This is a genomic window from Kaistella chaponensis, from assembly GCF_900156725.1.
Classification (GTDB): Bacteria; Bacteroidota; Bacteroidia; order Flavobacteriales; family Weeksellaceae; genus Kaistella; species Kaistella chaponensis.
In genome coordinates this window covers 126,085-145,330 of sequence record NZ_FTOI01000003.1, presented here as the reverse complement: position 1 = coordinate 145,330, position 19,246 = coordinate 126,085, and the positions used below count along the sequence as shown (strand labels likewise).

Annotated in this window: 22 protein-coding genes; 8 read left to right on the top strand and 14 right to left on the bottom strand. The window is 34.8% G+C overall.

Going from position 1 to position 19,246, the window contains the following annotated elements; translation table 11 throughout:
• Positions 1–79: 79 nt before the first annotated feature.
• The 7 genes from yaaA (at position 80) to BW932_RS04355 (ending at position 6,605) form a co-directional block, all read left to right on the top strand.
• Positions 80–838, top strand: coding sequence for a peroxide stress protein YaaA (gene yaaA, locus BW932_RS04385; protein WP_076385751.1), 759 nt, complete (start codon positions 80–82; stop codon positions 836–838).
• A 12-nt stretch (positions 839–850) separates the two neighbouring features.
• Positions 851–1,258 (top strand): acyl-CoA thioesterase, encoded by a 408-nt coding sequence (locus BW932_RS04380; protein WP_076385749.1) that lies wholly within the window; start codon positions 851–853, stop codon positions 1,256–1,258.
• 198 nt (positions 1,259–1,456) lie between these two features.
• Complete coding sequence (locus BW932_RS04375) at positions 1,457–3,973, top strand: copper-transporting P-type ATPase (RefSeq protein WP_076385747.1); 2,517 nt, start codon at positions 1,457–1,459, stop codon at positions 3,971–3,973.
• A 91-nt stretch (positions 3,974–4,064) separates the two neighbouring features.
• Positions 4,065–4,598, top strand: a complete 534-nt coding sequence (locus BW932_RS04370; protein ID WP_076386010.1) for a ferritin-like domain-containing protein — start codon at positions 4,065–4,067, stop codon at positions 4,596–4,598.
• A gap of 132 nt (positions 4,599–4,730) precedes the next feature.
• Entirely contained in the window at positions 4,731–5,267 is a 537-nt protein-coding gene (locus tag BW932_RS04365) for a type 1 glutamine amidotransferase domain-containing protein (protein WP_076385745.1), read from the top strand.
• A 17-nt stretch (positions 5,268–5,284) separates the two neighbouring features.
• Positions 5,285–5,890, top strand: a complete 606-nt coding sequence (locus tag BW932_RS04360) for a hypothetical protein (protein WP_076385743.1) — start codon at positions 5,285–5,287, stop codon at positions 5,888–5,890.
• Positions 5,880–6,605, top strand: coding sequence for a DUF72 domain-containing protein (locus tag BW932_RS04355; protein WP_076385741.1), 726 nt, complete (start codon positions 5,880–5,882; stop codon positions 6,603–6,605). The genes BW932_RS04360 and BW932_RS04355 overlap by 11 nt, the downstream gene beginning before the upstream one ends.
• Positions 6,606–6,611: 6 nt before the next feature.
• On the opposite strand, the gene BW932_RS04350 is transcribed toward BW932_RS04355, so the two are convergent.
• The 5 genes from BW932_RS04350 to queA form a co-directional block, all read right to left on the bottom strand.
• On the bottom strand, positions 6,612–7,589 hold the full coding sequence (locus BW932_RS04350) for a polyprenyl synthetase family protein (protein ID WP_076385739.1): 978 nt from the start codon (positions 7,587–7,589) through the stop codon (positions 6,612–6,614).
• 86 nt (positions 7,590–7,675) lie between these two features.
• Positions 7,676–8,563: a hypothetical protein gene (locus BW932_RS04345; protein ID WP_317043734.1), complete on the bottom strand. Its 888-nt coding sequence runs from the start codon at positions 8,561–8,563 to the stop codon at positions 7,676–7,678.
• Positions 8,560–9,276 (bottom strand): YoaK family protein, encoded by a 717-nt coding sequence (locus tag BW932_RS04340; RefSeq protein WP_076385737.1) that lies wholly within the window; start codon positions 9,274–9,276, stop codon positions 8,560–8,562. The genes BW932_RS04345 and BW932_RS04340 overlap by 4 nt, the downstream gene beginning before the upstream one ends.
• Positions 9,276–10,310 carry a 23S rRNA (adenine(2503)-C(2))-methyltransferase RlmN gene (rlmN, locus tag BW932_RS04335; RefSeq protein ID WP_076385735.1) on the bottom strand — a complete coding sequence of 345 codons (1,035 nt, stop codon included), beginning with the start codon at positions 10,308–10,310 and terminating at the stop codon, positions 9,276–9,278. The genes BW932_RS04340 and rlmN overlap by 1 nt, the downstream gene beginning before the upstream one ends.
• Positions 10,311–10,763: 453 nt before the next feature.
• Positions 10,764–11,813, bottom strand: a complete 1,050-nt coding sequence (gene queA, locus BW932_RS04325; protein WP_076385731.1) for a tRNA preQ1(34) S-adenosylmethionine ribosyltransferase-isomerase QueA — start codon at positions 11,811–11,813, stop codon at positions 10,764–10,766.
• A 167-nt stretch (positions 11,814–11,980) separates the two neighbouring features.
• Between queA and BW932_RS04320 the strand changes: the two genes are divergently transcribed.
• The gene (locus BW932_RS04320; protein ID WP_076385729.1) at positions 11,981–12,529 is read left to right on the top strand and encodes a hypothetical protein; all 549 of its coding nucleotides are present in this window, start codon (positions 11,981–11,983) and stop codon (positions 12,527–12,529) included.
• A gap of 18 nt (positions 12,530–12,547) precedes the next feature.
• On the opposite strand, the gene BW932_RS04315 is transcribed toward BW932_RS04320, so the two are convergent.
• The 9 genes from BW932_RS04315 to BW932_RS04275 all read right to left on the bottom strand — a co-directional run bounded on the left by BW932_RS04315 (position 12,548) and on the right by BW932_RS04275 (position 18,945).
• Positions 12,548–13,072: a hypothetical protein gene (locus BW932_RS04315; RefSeq protein WP_143745500.1), complete on the bottom strand. Its 525-nt coding sequence runs from the start codon at positions 13,070–13,072 to the stop codon at positions 12,548–12,550.
• A gap of 162 nt (positions 13,073–13,234) precedes the next feature.
• On the bottom strand, positions 13,235–13,723 hold the full coding sequence (locus tag BW932_RS04310; RefSeq protein ID WP_076385725.1) for a DNA-deoxyinosine glycosylase: 489 nt from the start codon (positions 13,721–13,723) through the stop codon (positions 13,235–13,237).
• Between the two features lie 39 nt (positions 13,724–13,762).
• Positions 13,763–14,488 (bottom strand): DUF6090 family protein, encoded by a 726-nt coding sequence (locus BW932_RS04305; RefSeq protein ID WP_076385723.1) that lies wholly within the window; start codon positions 14,486–14,488, stop codon positions 13,763–13,765.
• Positions 14,489–14,625: 137 nt separating this feature from the next.
• The gene (locus tag BW932_RS04300; RefSeq protein ID WP_076385721.1) at positions 14,626–15,000 is read right to left on the bottom strand and encodes a hypothetical protein; all 375 of its coding nucleotides are present in this window, start codon (positions 14,998–15,000) and stop codon (positions 14,626–14,628) included.
• Positions 15,001–15,010: 10 nt separating this feature from the next.
• Positions 15,011–17,008, bottom strand: a complete 1,998-nt coding sequence (locus tag BW932_RS04295; protein WP_076385719.1) for a S9 family peptidase — start codon at positions 17,006–17,008, stop codon at positions 15,011–15,013.
• Positions 17,009–17,070: 62 nt separating this feature from the next.
• Complete coding sequence (locus BW932_RS04290) at positions 17,071–17,550, bottom strand: PH domain-containing protein (protein WP_076385717.1); 480 nt, start codon at positions 17,548–17,550, stop codon at positions 17,071–17,073.
• A gap of 119 nt (positions 17,551–17,669) precedes the next feature.
• Positions 17,670–18,014, bottom strand: coding sequence for a phage holin family protein (locus tag BW932_RS04285; RefSeq protein ID WP_076385715.1), 345 nt, complete (start codon positions 18,012–18,014; stop codon positions 17,670–17,672).
• 2 nt (positions 18,015–18,016) lie between these two features.
• Complete coding sequence (locus tag BW932_RS04280; RefSeq protein WP_143745499.1) at positions 18,017–18,529, bottom strand: DUF2147 domain-containing protein; 513 nt, start codon at positions 18,527–18,529, stop codon at positions 18,017–18,019.
• A 29-nt stretch (positions 18,530–18,558) separates the two neighbouring features.
• Positions 18,559–18,945, bottom strand: a complete 387-nt coding sequence (locus BW932_RS04275) for a hypothetical protein (RefSeq protein ID WP_076385711.1) — start codon at positions 18,943–18,945, stop codon at positions 18,559–18,561.
• Positions 18,946–19,246: the final 301 nt, after the last annotated feature.

The following is a 19,246-nucleotide window of genomic DNA, read 5'->3' as shown; positions in this document are numbered from 1 at the left end:
AGAATTTATTTCCCGTCGAAATAAAATTATAGCTTCTGAAATACGACCAATTTACAACAAACGCAACAGTCTTCTTCAAATGAAAATACTTACTTCTCCTGCAAAACTTATGAATATTGAGCAATCCAATGCTTTTCTGAAAACAACGGTCCCCCATTTTATTGAGCAGGCAGAAATGATTCAGAATTCGCTAAAAACAAAATCGTCGAAATATTTGTCAGAACTCATGGAAATTTCTCCGAAGCTGGCCGATGAAAATTGGGAAAGAAATCAAAATTGGAAAGCAAATCCTAAGTCAAACGAATCTGCACCGGCTTTAATGGCTTTTAGTGGCGAAGTTTACCGAGCGTTAGATGCAAAATCATTAGATGAAAAATCAATCAAATATCTGCAGAAAAATTACCGAATGCTTTCCGGATTATATGGATTGTTGAAACCTTCAGACCGAATCATGCTTTACCGATTAGAAATGGGACGCAAATTTCAATTTGATGATTATAAAAACCTTTACGATTTCTGGACCGATAAGATTACAGAGCAGCTCAACAGTGAATTAAGTGCAAAAGATGTCGTTCTCAATTTGGCAAGTAAGGAATATTTCAAAGTCATTGACAAAACTAAAATTAAAGTTCCAGTGATCGATTTTGAATTCTTTAATTATAAAGAAGGAAAATTGAAGACCATCGTTGTTTATTCCAAACATGCACGAGGTTTAGTTGCTCGATATTGTGCTCAAAACCAAGTTAAAACACTTAATGAAGTAAAAGGATTTAATCTGGAAAACTATTTAATAGACGAAGAATTATCAACCCAAACAAAACTTGTTTTTACAAGATAAATTACAATTGAAATGAATTATCATACCCGAAAATGGATCAAACCTGAAGATTTAAATCCCAACCAAACCCTTTTTGGAGGCAAATTACTGCAATGGATCGACGAAGAGTCAGCTCTTTACGCAATTATTCAGTTAGAAACGCCGCGATGTGTGACTAAATTTATTTCAGAAATCAATTTTGTAAGTTCTGCAAGACAAGGAGACATCATCGAAATTGGAATTGAAGCGATTGCTTTTGGTAGAACTTCGATTACATTAGCGTGCAATGTGCGGAACATGATGACTCGGCAAACGATCATCACGATTGATAAAATTGTTTTTGTTGGCGTAGATCATGATGGTAAACCCACCGAACATGGCAAAACACAAATTGAATTTATAACCGATCGATTAAAAAATTTAGATGACGATCTCCATTAATAATAAGGGTTTGTGATCGTTGTATTGTTGCAATGAACACTTTAGAATTGAAAAATTAAAACCACATCGCTCTCGATCATTATTAATTTTAAAGATATTATGTCGAAATCAACCTGATTCTAAATTTTATAACAAACTTCCTTCTCTTATTAATATCGTCCAACGAAAAAGCTCGAAAGTTGGACTTAAATCTACCGCATGAAACCTACCCAATTACCTGCATCTGAAAGAATTTCTCCAAGTTCCGTTTATTACTGTCCGATGGAATGTGAAGGTGAAAAAGTATACTTTACTCCCGGAAAACGTTGCCCAGTTTGCAACATGTTTCTTGTTCCCATTGAAGAAAGAGCTGATTATCAAAACAAAAAACAGGCTTTTTCTAAAACCAATTTACCCGAAAGTTTCGAACATAAAATAGGCGAGTATTTTTGTCCCATGTTTTGTGAAAGCGATAAAACGTACCCTACAGATGTCGGTTGTCCCGTTTGTCACATGCATTTAGAGGAGATTACTCAGAATTTGGTGAATGCATCAACACACCATTCACCACAAAAACCTGCAAAGAATACGGTCATCAACCACGATAATAATGCAGGAAAATATTACTGTCCCATGTTTTGCGAAGGCGATAAAGTTTATGACTCTAATGTTGGTTGCCCCGTTTGCGGAATGGATCTGGTTAAAATTCCGGTGATTGGCGAAAATACGGATGATGATGAAACCTACAAACGTTTAAGAAATAAATTTTTAATTGCCTTAGTCTTCACCATTCCAGTTTTCCTATTGTCAATGGGTGGAATGTGGTTCGAAATACCCTTTTCTAATAAAATTCAGGGCATAATTGAATTGATACTATCTGTTCCGGTTATTTTTTATGCGGGCTGGTTTCTCCTAAAAAGGGGTTTCATTTCTTTTAAAACCTGGAATCTTAATATGTTTTCTCTGATCGCATTAGGTTCTGCTGCAGCTTTCCTCTTTAGCTTATTGGCTCTGTTTTTTTCCGGAATTTTGCCGCACGAAATTTCTCATGGTGGAAAAACTCCGCTCTATTTTGAATCGGTAGATGTTATTTTAACTTTGGTGATCATGGGTCAAATGTTAGAAGCGAGAGCGCATCAAAAAACCGGAAAAGCAATTCAGGAGTTGATGAATCTGACTCCCGATCAAGCAAATGTAATCATTGATAATGTGGAAAAGAAAGTTCCGCTTTCTGATGTTAAACTTGGCGATCTATTAAGGGTTAAACCAGGCGAAAAAATTCCGGTTGACGGAAAAATTACCGAAGGAAACTCAAATGTAGACGAAAGCATGATTACAGGTGAACCCATTCCCATTGAGAAAAGTTTCGGGATGAAAGTAACTGCAGGAACCATCAACGGAAATGGGTCTTTTCTAATGATGGCCGAAAAAGTAGGCGATGAAACATTGCTTTCACAAATCATAAAAATGGTCAACGACGCAAGTCGCAGCAAAGCGCCCATTCAAAAATTAGCCGATAAAATTTCAAAAATATTTGTTCCAATCGTCATTGCAATATCAATTTTAACATTCATTGCATGGAAAATTTTTGGTGGTGAAAATGCACTGATTTACGCCTTGGTTAATGCAGTTGCGGTTTTAATTGTAGCCTGTCCGTGCGCACTTGGATTGGCAACTCCGATGTCTTTAACGGTTGGAATCGCGAAAGGCGCAAAAAATGGAATCCTCATTAAAAATGCAGAAGCACTTGAACTCATGCATCAAGTGAATGTTTTAATTACCGATAAAACAGGAACTTTGACAGAAGGAAAACCAAAACTGGATGAAGTGATCCCAACAGAAAATATCGATTCACATTTGGTTTTAAAATGGGCAGCTTCCTTGAACCAAAATTCTGAACATCCACTTTCCAGTGCACTTTTAAATGAATTTAAAAAAGAAAATGAGACTTTTGAAAAAGTTGAAAACTTCGAAAACATTTCTGGGAAAGGAATCATAGGAACGATCGATCATGAAATTGTTTTATTAGGAAACATGGCACTTTTGCAACAGTATAATATTTCAATTCCCGATTCATTAAAGCAGAAAATAAAAGAAAATGAAGACCACGCGAAAACCATTTCTTTCTTGGCAAATGGAACGCGGGTTTTAGGAATGCTCATTTTTTCCGATAATATCAAGGAAAGTTCAAAAAAAGCGATTCAATTTCTTCAAATGAATAAGGTGGAAGTTATAATGATGACCGGCGATAACGAACACACTGCGAAAGCCGTTGCCAAAGAATTAGGAATTAAAAAATATTTTGCAAACTGTCTTCCTCAAGATAAATTAGCCGAAATCAAAAGGCTTCAAGCGGAAGGAAAAATTGTAGCCATGACCGGCGATGGAATCAATGATGCACCGGCTTTAGCACAATCAAACGTTGGAATCGCAATGAGTACCGGAACCGATGTCGCGATCGAAAGCGCAGAAATCACCCTTTTAAAAGGAGATATTTTAGGGGTTGCAAAAGCTAAAATTTTAAGTGAAAAACTCCTCAAAAACATTAAGGAAAATCTCTTTTTCGCCTTCATTTATAACACAGTCGGAATCCCCGTTGCAGCAGGTTTGCTCTACCCTTTTTTTGGAATTCTATTGAGTCCCATGATTGCAGCTGCGGCGATGAGTTTCAGTTCTGTATCCGTTATCCTGAATTCTTTAAGGCTAAATAAGGCCAATTTAAAAATTGAAGTTTGAGAATTGAAGTCAGTTTTCGCAGAAATTTTTAGGCGCAACACTTCCTTCGTTGGCATATTTTTGGATTACAATTTTGAATAAAAGCAAAATTATGGCAAAGAAACAAACGAAAACAGGTAAAATTGCTCCGAAAGCAGACGCTGCGGATCAACTGAAAGATTTTATGGTCGATGGACTGAAAGATTTATATTGGGCTGAAAAAGCACTTGTGAAAAATCTTCCGAAAATGGCTAAAAATGCCACTTCAAAAAAATTGATAGATGCACTAAATACGCATTTAGCTGAAACGAAAGAACAGGTAAAACGTTTGGAAGGAGCTTTCAAAGCTTTAAAATTGAAACCGGAAGCGGTTAAATGTGATGCGATGGATGGTCTTTTAAAAGAAGCCGAAGGAATTATGGAAGAAACAGAACCGGGAGCAGTTCGCGACGCTGCCATTATCGCTGCATCGCAAAAGGTTGAACATTATGAAATTGCCTCGTACGGAACATTAGCAACTTATGCGAAACTTTTGGGTGAAAAAGAAGTTTTAAATCTGCTTCTAGAAACTTTAAAAGAAGAAAAAAATTGCGATAAAGATCTTACGAAGCTCGCTAAATCTGAAATCAATTTCAAAGCAAAATAACAGAAAGCGGTTTTTTAACCGCTTTTTCTATTTCAACCTCTTTTCGTTAAGAAGTGACAAATTTTTATTAATTAAATCTTAAATGATGATTTAAGGCATAATTTCTGTTTTTACTTTTTAAATAAAATATTTATGAGCACTTTAGAAAATAAAAAAATTGCTGTTTTAGCAACAGACGGATATGAACAGTCGGAACTAGAAAGTCCAGTAAAAGCATTAAAAAATGCGGGCGCAACTGTAGAAATTGTTTCTTTAAAATCGGGAGAAATTAAAAGCATGAAAGACCACAAATGGAGTGATCCAGTTAAAGTGGACAAAACAATTTCTGAAGCCATGGAAAATGATTATGATGCTCTACTTTTACCTGGTGGTGTAATTAATCCCGATACACTGCGTGGCGACGAGGACGCCGTGAAATTTGTGCAATCTTTTTTTGAAAAGGACAAACCAGTAGCAGCGATTTGCCACGGTCCGCAAACATTAATCAGCGCGGATGTTGTAAAAGGTAAAACGATGACTTCTTTTCCATCGATTTCTATTGATTTAAAAAATGCCGGCGCAATATGGAAAGATAAAGAAGTAATTACAGATGGAAACCTGACAACCAGCAGAAATCCAGACGATTTACCGGCTTTTAATAAAAGAATTGTAGAAGAATTTGCGAAATAGGATTTAAACTTCGTCACATGATCGACAAAATTCCAACACAAAGAGAAGGTGGCTTCAGCGACAATGTTTCAAAAATAGAATTGGAGACCGTCGCTGAAGCTATTTTGCATTTTGAAACTGTAAAGAAAAGATTTTTGGATATCAATTCCTGGGAACTTCTTGCCGGAAAGGGCTTCGGTGAATTCTCCTTGTGCGATAAAAATGGAAATCTCTTTTTTGATCTTCCACAAGTTCATTGTTACATTAGAATAAAAGTTCCGACTTTACCTAACTTGTCGGAAGACCAGTATGATTGGGTACAAATAGAAAAGTTTGAAACTGAAAAGACGGAAACTTCTGAAAGTATTTATATCAGAGCTCGTCCGGCGGAAAGTCCACAAAATAATCATCCCACAACTTCACATTTTTTTAAAGATAAAGCCACGTGCAATTTTATCATTAACAGAACTTCAAAAATAGTGACAGTCGAAATTCATGGTCGAAATGAGAAGGCAAATATTGAAGATGTTACCGGATTTGAAAAAGTGAGAAACGCTATTGTTTCCGCTGGAGCAAAAATTATTGGCAGCAATATTCAGTGGAAATCTTTGATTGAAGGATTGATAAAAAAAGATGAAAAATAAAAAATACGTCGGATGTTCCGGTTTCGCACAAAGTTATTGGAAAGGCATCTTCTACCCTGAAGATTTACCGTCGCGGGATTATCTTCCGTTCTACTCCACTAAAATTTCTGCAGTGGAAATAAATTCTACATTCTACCATCGACCTACTTTCAAAACTTTAGAAAGATGGTATAACGGAACGGGACCACATTTTAAATTTTTTATTAAAATTCCTAAAACTTTCACTCATCTTCAAAAATTGCAAAATGTAAAAGCTTTAGCAGCAGATTTTTGCACCCATATTTCTTCGGGGTTGAAAGAAAAATTAGCCGGATTCTTATATCAACTTCCGCCCTCTTTCCATTGTACAGAAGGAAATCTGCTTCTTCTGCTGGAAGCTGTTGAACCAAAATATTTAAATGTGGTAGAGTTCCGACACGAAAGTTGGTGGAATGTGGAAGTTTTGCAAAAATTGAAGCAAAAAAAAATCGTTTTCTGCGGCGTCAGTTTCTCGAAAAATCTCATTGATGAAGTGATGATTAATAACAATGAATTTTTGTATTACCGCTTTCATGGAGTTCCAGTTCTATTTAAATCGGAGTATTCAGAGAATGAACTGGAAGTGATTGCAAAGAAAATATCGAAATTTAGCGGCACTTCCTTCGTCTTTTTTAACAATACTTGGGGAACTGCGGGAATTAAAAATGCTTTGCAAATGCAGAAATTGCTTAAATAAACGGAGCTAATTTTTCCGTTCAATGACGTAATCCAACATCAGATGGAGTGAGTGTTTTGCTTCACTATCCGGGAAATCAGCCAATAATAATTTTGCTTTTTCTTGATAGTCTTTCATTACGCCAATTGCGTAATCTAAACCACCCGAAGTTTTTACAAATTGAATGAGTTCTTTGACCCTTTTCGTATCATTATTGTACCGTTTGATGGTATTGAAATAATATTTTCTGTCCTTTTCATTCGCCATTTTCAAGGAATAAATCAAGGGCAAAGTCATCTTTTTTTCCTTAATATCGATCCCAACAGGTTTTCCAATGATATTTGAGGTTAGAAAATCAAACAAATCATCTTTAATCTGAAAAGCCATTCCGGTTAAAGTTCCGAATTCCCGCATTTTCCGTGCAGTATTTTCATCAGCATTATTCGAAAGCACTCCAATTTCGCAGCAAGCAGCAATTAAAGTTGCCGTTTTCTGACGGATAATTTCAAAGTAAACGTTTTCTGTAATGTCTAATTTTCGGGCTTTTTCTAACTGTAGCAATTCCCCTTCAGACATTTCGCGAATCGTGGTAGAAATTACAGCCAGTAAATCGAAATCTTTGTTGTCCGTCGAAAGTAAAACAGCCTTTGATAAAAGGTAATCTCCTACCAAAACCGCAATTTTATTTTTCCATAAAGCGTTGATAGAGAAGAAATTTCTTCTTTTAAAACTTTCATCTACTACATCGTCATGAACCAACGTTGCGGTGTGAATCAACTCGATCATTGAAGCACCTCGGAAAGATTTTTCGTTGACTTCGCCTAAAAGCTTCGCGCAAAGAAAAACAAACATTGGCCGCATCTGCTTCCCTTTTGTAGTCACAATAAAACGGGTAACTTTATCCAAAAGCGGAACATTACTCTGCATCGATTCGTAAAACTTTTGCTCGAAAAGTTTCATTTCTTCTTTGATGGGCTTTTTGATTTCTTCTACGATATTCGCCAAAACTAAAGGAATTATTAAAATACTAATAAGGGCAAAGATAATTATTAAAAACAGATTTTTGGCAAAAACTCGTCAACCGATAGGATTTATTTCAATTTTAAGGAGGGAATAAAATATAGGCGTTGTTTTGACCTTCCAAGTGGTGATGTAAAAACTTCTCCTGAGATATAAACACCGTCTTCATCCACTGCAATTCCTTCAATTTGACCGATTGAAAATGCACTTCCCAAAAAATATTTTCGTGGTTTTTGACTAAAGAATATTCCAGAATCGGTCTCCTCAAAAATGGAGAGAAAAACTTCGGCATTTTTGGTATAACCGATTAAATAAAGTTTTTTTTCGAAATAAGAAGCATCTGTCACCACAAAACCGGTATGAAAGGTCTCTGATTTTTTAGCACCTTGATTTCCTGAAACGTTTGGATCTACAATATAATGCGTGGTGGATTTCGATTCCCATTCTTTCGTGAAAATATGAATTTTTCCGTTCAAAAAAACCATCGCTTCTGCATCGAAATTGTTGCTTAAATTCTTTGACGTAAATTCCGTTTGTTCCGGATAGTAGAATGGAATTTCTTGTGTACTTATTGAATTTGACGGTTTCTGTAAACTGCTGAAAAGGATTTTATGTATTTTCAAATCTTTTCTTGTTCCTGCATTATTTCCAAAATCACCTACAAAAACAGAAGCAGAATCACTTGTTATCGCTTCCCAGTCTCCATTTTTAAGTTGGGTTTTAAAAATGTCTTTGATCTTGCCGGAAGTGGTATCAATTTCAAAAATTTCTGAGCTATTTCCGCTGTCATTGATCGTTAAAAGACGGTGATTATAGAATTTTAAACCCGAATTTTCTTTTAAAGAATCACTTAAAACCGCTACTTCAAATCGGTTTAATTTTAACCATTGATTTTCCTTTTGAGCAGAAAAACTCAAAGAAATAAGAAGTCCGAAAAATAAATGGAGTTTTGTCATCATCGATATCGTTTATGGAGTAATAATCTGATTTTAACAAAGTCATAAAACAGGCCACTCAATAAAATTACCGATCCTAAAATTAGGGATTTGATTCCGAAAAAGGAAAACAAAATCCCGCCGGTAATTCCACCCGAAAAAAACATAAAAATAATTGTTAGCCGCAATTTAATCGATCTGATTAATTTGAATTTATGAATTTCATCTTTATAAAAAAACAATTGAGAAATCTCGATTCCAAGATCAGTAAAAAGTCCTGTTAAATGGGTTGTTCGTACGACTGATTTCGAAATTCTGGTTACGAGTGAATTTTGCATTCCCATCGCAAAAAGTAAGCAATAGGCGATCAAATCTGGACTTTCTTTAATGAAATCATTTCCCTGGAAAGCGATGATTGTAAGAATGAAAGCTTCCGTACAAATCGGAAGAACATAGATTTGATTTTCGCGAATTCTCGAATAAACCTCTACCATAAAATTCGCAAAAAAAGACCCAAAAAGAAAGAAAATAACAAAAAGCGCGACGTGAAGGGCATTTTCAAACTTGAGTTTAAAAACTTCATCTACAAAAAAAGCGAAATGTCCGGTGACATTGGTGGTTAACTTCTGAACTGCGAAAAAACCTACAACATTCACCAATCCCGCAACAAAGGAAAGAAGCGACGCAATACCGAGATTATGTTTGGGAGTTCTGGTTTTACCAAGGTGCGAAAACATTACTCGCTACTTTTGTTAGCAAGTTGTCCACAAGCTGCGTCGATATCTCCACCGCGACTTCTTCTGATCAGTACCGTAATTCCGGCTTTTTCTAGTTGTCGCACGTAATTTTCTTCGGCATCTTTATTACATTGGTCGTATTTTCCGTCGCCGATTGCATTGTATTGAATTAAATTCACTTTGCTTGGAATCTGCTTGCAATATTGAATCAAAGCTCTGATGTCTTCATCTGTATCATTAATTCCTTTCCAAACACAATATTCAAAAGTGATGATATTTCCGGTTTTTTCATACCAATATTTCAAAGAATCCATGATATCGGTCAATTGAAATTTATCCGAAAAAGGCATGATTTCGTTGCGCTTTTTTTCAATCGCAGAATGTAAGGAAAGCGCCAACTTTACTTTAAGATTTTCATCAGCCAACATTTTAATCATCTTTGGAATCCCAGAAGTGGAGACCGTGATTCTTCGTGGCGACATTCCTAAACCTTCAGGTTTGGTAATTTTTCGAATCGATTCTACTACATTTTTATAGTTCATCATCGGTTCTCCCATTCCCATAAAAACAATATTGGAAAGGGGCCGATCAAAATAGAGCCTGCTTTGTCGATCGATAAGAGCAACTTGATCTACAATTTCTGCAACTTCAAGATTACGCATTCTTTTCAAGCGTGCGGTTGCACAAAACTCACAATTGAGGGAACAACCCACTTGCGACGAAACACAAGCTGTAGTTCGCGTTTCTGTAGGAATCAAGACGGATTCGACCAAAAGTCCATCATGAAGTTTCACGCCATTTTTGATGGTTCCATCTTTTGATTTCTGCAGTTCGTCAACTGAAATCGGATTAATGATATATTCTTCAGAAATCTTTTCTCTCAGCTCTTTCGAAAGATTCGTCATGTCCTCGATGGAATGCATATTTTTGCTCCACAACCAATCATAAACTTGTTTTGCACGAAAAGATTTTTCGCCCAAAGAAAGAAAATAATCGGTGAGTTGCTCGAGTGATAAAGTTCGGATGTCTTTCATTTTTTTAAAGAGCCAAGTAAAAGGTAAAAAAAACCAAGTTTGAAACCTGAGTTTTATTTACGATCGATCCTGTTATATTTTTTAGTTTTGGACTTTCTGTTACTAAATTTTCCAGTTCCTCGTCGTTATTTTTTTTGATTGCTTTAATGATTCTTAGCCAAAATTTAGATTCGCAAGTTTCTCAAAAAGAAATTTTGACTTAATTATAAAAGTCTGCATTAGAAAAAATTGACAAAGATTTTTCGGCGATTTCCCAATGGATGAAGTGAAAATCAGGATGAAGTTTCATTGGAAAAATTTCTTAAAAATTCAAGACAAAAACCTCCAAATGAAAAAGTTCGCTTTAGTAGATCATTTTTTTTTAGGATTAAAAACTTTTGATCTACTAAAGTTAACTTTAATAGTTAATTACACTAAGAATTTCGCGAAGTACTTTAACTTTTTACTATTCTCTTAAATAATAAGCATTGCGTCTCCGTAAGAATAGAATTTATATTCATTCTTCACGGCTTCTTCATACGCTTGCATTAAGAAATCTTTTCCTGCAAATGCTGCAACCATCATCATTAATGTAGATTTTGGAGTATGAAAATTGGTAATCATCGCGTTTGCAACACCAAAATCATGTGGTGGGAAAATAAATTTATTCGTCCAACCGTGGTATGGTCCGATTTTTTTGTTGGAAGAAACCGATGTTTCAATCGCTCTCATCGTCGTGGTTCCAACTGCACAAACTCTTCGCTGTTCAGTTACCGCTTTGTTGATAATGTCTGCGTTTTTTTGCGTGATAATCGCTTCTTCCGACTCCATTTTATGTTTAGAAAGATCTTCTACTTCGATAGGATTAAAAGTTCCTAAACCAACATGAAGGGTAATTTCAGCAAAATCAATTCCTTTGATTTCTAATTTCTTCATCAAATGTTTAGAGAAATGTAAACCTGCAGTTGGAGCTGCAACAGCACCTTCATGTTTTGCATAAATCGTTTGATAACGTTCTGCATCTTCTGGTTCAACCTCTCTTTTGATGTATTTAGGAAGTGGAGTTTGCCCTAGTTCTTTCAGTTTCGCACGGAATTCTTCGTAAGAACCATCGTACAAAAATCGAAGTGTTCTTCCTCTTGAAGTGGTATTGTCGATTACTTCCGCAACCAAACCTTCATCTTCGGTAAAGAATAGCTTATTTCCAATTCTTATTTTTCTTGCTGGATCTACCAAAACGTCCCAAACACGGGTTTCTTTATCTAATTCTCTCAAAAGAAAAACTTCGATTTTCGCACCTGTTTTTTCTTTATTACCAAATAATCGTGCAGGGAAAACTTTGGTATCGTTAAAAATAAAGAGATCATGCTCATTGAAATAATCAACAACATCTTTGAATTTTTTATGCTCTATTGTTTGGGTTGCTCGGTTTAGAACCATCAACTTTGCTTCGTCTCTGTGTTCACTTGGATGTTCAGCTAAAAGTTCATCCGGCAAGTGGAAATTAAAATCTGATGTTTTCATTTTTTTAAATTACGGTTTAAAAATTAAGACCGAAAACGAATGATTTTCGGCGTGCAAATATACAACATAGAAATGCCTTTGTCAATAGCAAATATTTTCAAGCCATTTTACATGCGATCCAAAGTGGAACGATAAATGCTTTTGTTTAAAAAAATAAAACGTAAAATATGAAAAAGCTACCCGTAATTGCCGGAATACTAATGCTGCTTTTTGTATCAAGCTGTCGCGATATAGTAAATTCTGTATTAGATGCGCTTCCTCCCTTTGATGTGCCCTTCAATACCACACTCGATGTACCTTTTGCAAGTGTGAGTACAACTGGTTACACCAAAACTCCGGATTTGCCTATGAATATTGACTTAGATGCGAAGATCAAAGAAAATAATCCTAATTTTTCTATTAATAATCTCAAATCGGTTAAACTCAATTCTTTGACATTAAACTATGTAAGTTCGCAGTTGGGAAACAAATTAGATATCATTAAAAACGCAAGAATTTACGTAAAAGCACCCAATCAAACAGACCGATTGATTGCGACAGCGTATAACAATACGAATCCAAATACTATTACTTTTTCAATACCAGATGAAGAGATTTTAGAATATTTCCGCACCACGCAAAACTATTTGGTTTTAGAAATTCAGGCGAATAATGTGACTGTAGATCAGATAAAAATGAATGTAGTTTCTGGCTTTAAAATTAAAGTTCAATTGTAACAAAAGAGAAAAAATACGCTAAAATTGAATCACTTTAAAAGAGGTAACTCCATTTTTAAAGGAATTATCAATAATTAATTTTTCCGGAAGTTTAAGCTCTAAATCAATGTTTTTGTATTCTTCCAAGTTGATTTCACAAGTGAAATCTTTGTGTTTTTCTACCACCTTTTTTACCATGTAATTTCCCCGAAAACTATTTTCTTCGGAAGTATGAAGATACCTCAGAATGCTTTTTTTATACATTGCAAAAAGATTTTTGTTGGCTGGTAAAAGCGTTAAATTTTGCTCAAAAATGGGTTTTTTGGATTTTTTGTATTTAAATACCTTTAGAATAACCTCTTTTGGAGCCGTTTCTGAAACGGGTGAAAACTCGAAATAATAATTTTCAGAAGAATTCTCTGGAATATAGTTGCGAGAATATTCATACGAGAATTGGAACTGAACTTCACCTTTTACATTAGATTCAAGAACTTTAAAACAGTGAACCAATTTCTTTTTTTCATCTGTAAGAAATGCAGCAAATTTTTTCTCACTTTTACTCAATTTTAAATAATAAGAAAAGTCATCGGAATTGAAATAGCTCACCGTGTCAAAATCGGCACCGTTTTTCGAATTGTGCGTGTTGTATTTTGTTAAAAAATCGAAATTATAAATCTGACTGTTTGCAAACGCTGAAACTGCGATAAAAAAATATAGAAAATTTAATCATAGTTGAGACTTTAAAATAGACCATTCCATTAATTTATTTTCGTAAGAAATGGTATAAGCGGGACTGGTTGAAGGTAATGCAAATCTTGGGATCTTGTGATCTTTGTTCAATATTTTCTGCAGGTTTTTAAAGGATTTCTGCCCATTGCAGAAAATGGTTTTAATGTTTGGAAAATCGGTTAAAAGTTTTTGAATATCGTTGCTCTCTTCATTGATAATTTTAGAATCTAAACTCCCATTTCTTTCGCAACTATCAATAACGTCCCAAAGTGCAAGATGGTTTTTCTCTAAAAATTTTAATTTTTCAGAATAATCGGTTGAAAAATCCTCCTGAAACAAATCAAACAATATTCGCCAGAATTTATTTTGTGGATTCGCATAGTACTCCTGCTTTTCTAAAGATTTAACTCCCGGAACTGAACCCAGAATTAAAACTTTGGAATCTTCCCAAATTAGAGGCGAAAAAGAAGATATTCGAACATTCATCTTTACAAAACGCTTTGTTAATCGTACCTTATAAAATGGCTACTTCTTTGGCGGATATTCAGAATCGATATTTTTTATAATTTCCTCCATTTGAGCGATACAAGCTTCATAATTGGAAATAATTTGATTTACTGCGGACAAATAAATTTGACTCCGCGTTTTTATAGGATCCGAAGCCATCACCTTGGTTAAATTTCCGTTCGGGTAATCTGTAGTGTGGTCGGTAATGTAATCAGCAAATTTTAGTTTCTGCATTTTGTAGAAATCCGTAGAAATACTTAATCTCGGGATTTTCTCTTCATACAAATCTAAAATACTGTTTTGAAGAGCATCATTTTCGATAAAACCTATTTTTCCGGACGATTTAAATCCTTCATAACGGCCGGTGTTTCCGCCATAACCAGTAAAATTATAGAAGTACGGCGCGTAATGTTGCAGGCTGTCGTTACTAGCAAGCTGACCTTTTGTAAGACTCCCCAAATACCGAAATGCTTTTTTCTGATTTTTGTATGCTTTTATATCTGCACTCATTTCCGCTCTGTCCTTTGCTAAATCGATACGAACTCCTTTCAAGAAAGATTCAACCTCATGTTGCTCATGCCGCGTTTCGCTCCAGCTGTGAAAAGCAATAGAAAGGGAAACAGCAAAAATAATAACAGCTATTTCCAAGGCCATTTCTTTTACTTTATGCCAAAAACTAATTTCTTTATTTTTTGCGGATTCAATAATTTTTTTAGTTGATTTTGCTACTTCTAACTCGGCCATGGTGATGATTTTAAAACAAATTTAAACTTTTTAACAGAAATTTAGACACGAAAAAAAATGATTTCCAAAATTAATCGGAAATCATTTTTTTCTTTTTATTGAAAATACTTTACAATAATTTATCTTTTAGCTCAACTTTATTTTTCAAAAGTCATTATCGCTTCTTCTTGATTAATGAAATTTGTCATTTCAAATTTATTACTATTGATTATTTTGAAATAGTATTCGAAATGCTTGTTTGGAATCGAAAGATCATCATCTAAAATAATTGTATTCGTATTTGAATTAATTTGAAACACAAATTGAGTTCCAAATCCGCTGGATTTAGGGTACAATACCACTTTATTACCATCAATAAAATCTACTCTTGCTCTTCCATTTACCGGTGAAATTTCATGAAATTGTCCGGAAACTGGAGGAACAAAATCGCCAGCTTCATCTCCTCTTGAACTGCATGAAAATACAAAACCCAAAATTAAAAGAAATGATATTATTTTTAAATTTTTCAACATCAGATTGTAATTATAATGTTTCCTTCAACCATTCAAAAAATTCTCTTTGCCAAACCAAACCGTTTTGTGGGTGCAAAACCCAGTGATTTTCGTTGGGGAAATAAAGAAATTTTGTTTTCAAACCTTGCAGTTTTGCTGCCTGAAATGCTTCCTGACCTTGCTCATAAGGAACTCTGTAATCAATTCCACCTTGGATGACCATCATGGGTTTATTCCATTTATTCACATAATTTGATGGATTAAATTCGGTGTACGATTTCGGCGTTGGATTGTCATAAGGAGAACCACCCAAATCCCATTTCGCAAACCATAATTCTTCAGTAGTCAAAAACCAAGATTTCATATCGAAAAGTCCATCATGCGCGATAAATGTTTTAAAACGGTTTTCATGAATTCCTGCCAACATAAATACGCTATAACCACCGTAACTAGCGCCAACTGCGCCCATTCGGTCGCTATCAACATAAGGCAAAGTTTTTGCAAAATCTGCAGCAGCTAAATAATCACGCATAGGTTGACCGCCCCAATCGTTAGAAATTTCTTCGTTCCATTTTGTTCCCCATCCCGGCATTCCGCGACGGTTTGGAGCGACAACGATATAATCATTTGCAGCCATCAAAGCGAAGTTCCATCTTACACTAAAAAATTGTGTTAATGCTGATTGTGGACCACCTTGACAATACAATAAAGTTGGATATTTTTTAGCTGGATCAAAATTCGGCGGATAAATGAACCACACTCCCATTTCTTTTCCATCTGTGGTTTTCACCATTTTCAGTTCTGTTTTCGAAGGGGTGATTTTGGCGTAAGTATCTTTATTAACTTCTGTTAACTGCTTCATTGCACCGTTTTTTACATCAACAGAAAACAAATCTGCATTGTGATTCATGTCGGTTCTGGAAACTAAAAGGGAATTGCTATTTTCTGCATAAATATCTGAAACATCAAAATCACCTTTTGTAACCTGTTGAATTTTTGAAGTTTTAGGATTCAAAGAGAAAAGTTGCATTGTTCCTTTCCACGCAGTTGTGAAATAAATGTTTTTAGAATCTTGCGACCAGAAAACAGAACCTACCACACTTTCGTCCCAAGCTTTGGTCAAATTAGTGGTGATTCCCGATTTTAAATCTAAAATTTTCACATCGTTTTTATCGGCTTCGAAACCGTTTCTTTCCATCGATTGCCAGGATAAATATTTGCCATCTGGGGAAAATTTCGGATTCACATCGTAGCCTTTATTGCTTTCTGTGAGATTTTTTACCGTTCCAGATTTCAAATCATAAGCAAAAATATCGGTATTCGTAGATTGCGCATATTCTGCTCCGCTCAAAGGTTTTGTAACATACAAAAGTTGCGTAGAATCTGGGTTCCAAAGAAAGTCTTCGCTTCCACCAGAAGGTCTTTGCGGCGAATCCCAAGGTTTTCCTTCTAGTAAATCTTTGGCTTTGTCGGCAGTTTCAGAAACATTTACAACAAAAACGTGGTTGTATTTTCCTTCATTAAAACGATCCCAATGACGGTGATTCAAATCGTTATAAATATGTGCAGTAGATTTTGGAACGTCGGAATATTTCTCTTTTCCCATCAGTTTTTCAACCAAAACTTCTTTACTAAAAGCGATTTTTTTACCATCCGGAGAAATGATTACGTTATCAACTTCACCTAAAGTATAAAAATCAGTCCAGGTTTTTCCGGCATCTTTTGATACGTAAATTTTGTCGCCTTCTTGTGCGTAAATCCCGTTTTTATCCCATTGAATTAATGATTTCTTGCCGAGATCCAAACTTGTTGCGTTCCCATTTTTAACAGAAAAGAAATAATTTTTCTTGTTGTTTTTTTCGGTTTTCAAATCGGTTTTGCCCAAACTGTAAATAAGGGAACTCTGATCTGGTGAAACTGCGGAAACCCCTATTTTGTTGAGTGTCCAAAGTGTTTCGGGTGTCATCACATTTTGTGCATTCATAAGAAAAGGAGCCGCAACTGCGATTAAAGTATGTTTTATTTTCATTAAAATTTAATTTAAAATTAAGTGCAATACAAATATAGAAATTTAAAGAAAGACTTCTTTAACTAGAGAATTGCTTCTTTGCGAAATGGTGTTAAAAAATCATCAGGATTTTCGGGCGAAATCATATAAATTTTTCCAGATTTCATGGTAATTTTCACTTTCTTTTTGATGTTGGTAACGTACCAAACATCATTGCCATTAAAATATCCAAAATACCCAAACAAACCGCCGACTCCAAAAGTTCTAAAGTTGAAACCGATCTTTTCGAATCGTTCAATTTTTTCGATATTTTCAACGGGGATTTTAATATTGACAAACATATTTTTAATGCAAATCATTTTTTCATCAACCGAAATTTTAGGAATCAGCAAATAAGCGGAAACCAATGCAGCAACTAAAATTACAAGGGTGATCCATAAAAAATGCTGTTCAGGTTTTCGAAAAAATAGAAGCATGAAAATTGCTCCCACACCAATTCCCCCAAAAATAAAAGTGAAAATTTTGGTAGAAGAATCCATTTTTGCGGTTTGAAATTCTTTCATTTTACAAATTTTTAAAGCGTATTTGTATGACCATTTGGCGTACCATCGAGAAAAATCCAACTTCAGAAATTCTAAAATTGGATTTTTTTGTTTATTTATTTTACGTAAATCTCGTCTTTTTAATCTTTGGAAGTAAAAATTCCGCTGAGTAAAGAAGTAATTATTGACAACAAAATACTGAAAATAAAGGCTGTTAAAAATCCGTCGATCGACATTCCAGAGACAAACTTTGCTGCGAGTAAAATAACCAAAGCATTGATCACCAAAGAGAAAAGTCCCAAAGTAATGATCGTAAGTGGCAATCCCAAGATTTTCAAAATCGGTGTTACAATCAGATTTAAAACTCCCAAAACAATGGCAAAAATAATAGCTCCACTGAAACCATCAAAATGAATTCCTGACAGAATATAAGTTAAGGCATAAGCAACAATTGCAGTAATTAATAGGTTTAATAAAATTCTCATAATTATAATTTTTTAAATGTTCCAGGATTTACTCTTTTAAAATTCAGGCTTTTACCGATCCATTTCACTTTCCAATACCCGCGAACTTTCAAGGTTCCGTCTTTATTTAAAGTGACTGATGAATCCCAATATCTGCCAGAAGAACCGTCATAAATGGTTCCGTTTTCCCAAGATGAAGTTGCAGGATTGAAGGTGAGACCTTCTAAAATTTCCATTCCGATTACTTTTCTTTTCCGAAGTTCAGGATCTACATTTTGCGTATCGAGCCGCGAATTCATTGGTTTTCCGCTTCCAAGTCTTTCATCAAACCATACCACTTTTGCCCTAAATTCGTTATTGGAACGATAAACCTTTACCGATGCGGTGTTTTCAACAGTCATCCACGTTCCTAAAATATCGTCCGCTCTCACTTGTGCATCGAACCAAAAAATAAAAAAATAAAAAATAAGAATGAAGGTTTTTCTTAACATAGAACTGACAATACAATACTGTTGCCAATGTTTTGATATTTTCAATGTTTTTCTTTTAAAATTAATGATCTTTTTTACTTTGTAATTTTGGGCTTTTTAAGCTCTTTCATATTTGCGAAAATCCAGTCTTCGATTTGGATAATAAAATGATTTCGACGCAAAACCATTTTGCAAAGAAAGATAACGCCCAAAAAAATGATGCTCAAAAATAAGGAAAAAAGTCCAAAGCTAACCGCTATTTTCCAGCGTTGTTCCTCATTCAGACCAAAATTTAACTGTCGCGAAACCCAATCTAGGAAGATTTTGTAGTGAAGATAACTTTCTAGAAACAACCCAATCGATAAAACAAAAAGCCCAACCATTAAAAGCCAGGAGATTATAAAAAGGGTGGAAACCAAAAATGTACTTCCCGAAACGGAAGGTTGCGTATCTATTATTTTCTGTAAATTCTTTTCATTCATTTTTCTTTCTCTCTTTTTTAATTTTTAATTTCAATCAAACCGCATAATGATCGCTCGATTTTTACTAACCCAAACTTCATAATCAGCTGCAGCCTTTTTTTAAGCAACGGCAAAACTTCCTTCGAAAGTATAAAAATATCCATTCTCAACGGTCTATTTCGTTCGTGCGCTTTTCAAAAATAGTCAAAAAAAGTATAGCGTGTTTTATTTGAAAAAAAAATCTGCCGTTAATCGGTAAAACGCTGACTGTTAAAATTTGTACAATCTTTTCGAACTTCAAGTAAAAAAGGACCCAATCCTT

Bases quoted from the DNA above. Each gene is read 5' to 3' on its own strand.
- yaaA (WP_076385751.1), top strand. From the start codon at position 80: ATGAAAATACTTACTTCTCCTGCAAAACTTATGAATATTGAGCAATCC.
- BW932_RS04380 (WP_076385749.1), top strand. From the start codon at position 851: ATGAATTATCATACCCGAAAATGGATCAAACCTGAAGATTTAAATCCC.
- BW932_RS04375 (WP_076385747.1), top strand. From the start codon at position 1,457: ATGAAACCTACCCAATTACCTGCATCTGAAAGAATTTCTCCAAGTTCC.
- BW932_RS04370 (WP_076386010.1), top strand. From the start codon at position 4,065: ATGGCAAAGAAACAAACGAAAACAGGTAAAATTGCTCCGAAAGCAGAC.
- BW932_RS04365 (WP_076385745.1), top strand. From the start codon at position 4,731: ATGAGCACTTTAGAAAATAAAAAAATTGCTGTTTTAGCAACAGACGGA.
- BW932_RS04360 (WP_076385743.1), top strand. From the start codon at position 5,285: ATGATCGACAAAATTCCAACACAAAGAGAAGGTGGCTTCAGCGACAAT.
- BW932_RS04355 (WP_076385741.1), top strand. From the start codon at position 5,880: ATGAAAAATAAAAAATACGTCGGATGTTCCGGTTTCGCACAAAGTTAT.
- BW932_RS04345 (WP_317043734.1), bottom strand. From the start codon at position 8,563: ATGATGACAAAACTCCATTTATTTTTCGGACTTCTTATTTCTTTGAGT.
- BW932_RS04340 (WP_076385737.1), bottom strand. From the start codon at position 9,276: ATGTTTTCGCACCTTGGTAAAACCAGAACTCCCAAACATAATCTCGGT.
- rlmN (WP_076385735.1), bottom strand. From the start codon at position 10,310: ATGAAAGACATCCGAACTTTATCACTCGAGCAACTCACCGATTATTTT.
- queA (WP_076385731.1), bottom strand. From the start codon at position 11,813: ATGAAAACATCAGATTTTAATTTCCACTTGCCGGATGAACTTTTAGCT.
- BW932_RS04320 (WP_076385729.1), top strand. From the start codon at position 11,981: ATGAAAAAGCTACCCGTAATTGCCGGAATACTAATGCTGCTTTTTGTA.
- BW932_RS04310 (WP_076385725.1), bottom strand. From the start codon at position 13,723: ATGAATGTTCGAATATCTTCTTTTTCGCCTCTAATTTGGGAAGATTCC.
- BW932_RS04305 (WP_076385723.1), bottom strand. From the start codon at position 14,488: ATGGCCGAGTTAGAAGTAGCAAAATCAACTAAAAAAATTATTGAATCC.
- BW932_RS04300 (WP_076385721.1), bottom strand. From the start codon at position 15,000: ATGTTGAAAAATTTAAAAATAATATCATTTCTTTTAATTTTGGGTTTT.
- BW932_RS04295 (WP_076385719.1), bottom strand. From the start codon at position 17,008: ATGAAAATAAAACATACTTTAATCGCAGTTGCGGCTCCTTTTCTTATG.
- BW932_RS04290 (WP_076385717.1), bottom strand. From the start codon at position 17,550: ATGAAAGAATTTCAAACCGCAAAAATGGATTCTTCTACCAAAATTTTC.
- BW932_RS04285 (WP_076385715.1), bottom strand. From the start codon at position 18,014: ATGAGAATTTTATTAAACCTATTAATTACTGCAATTGTTGCTTATGCC.
- BW932_RS04275 (WP_076385711.1), bottom strand. From the start codon at position 18,945: ATGAATGAAAAGAATTTACAGAAAATAATAGATACGCAACCTTCCGTT.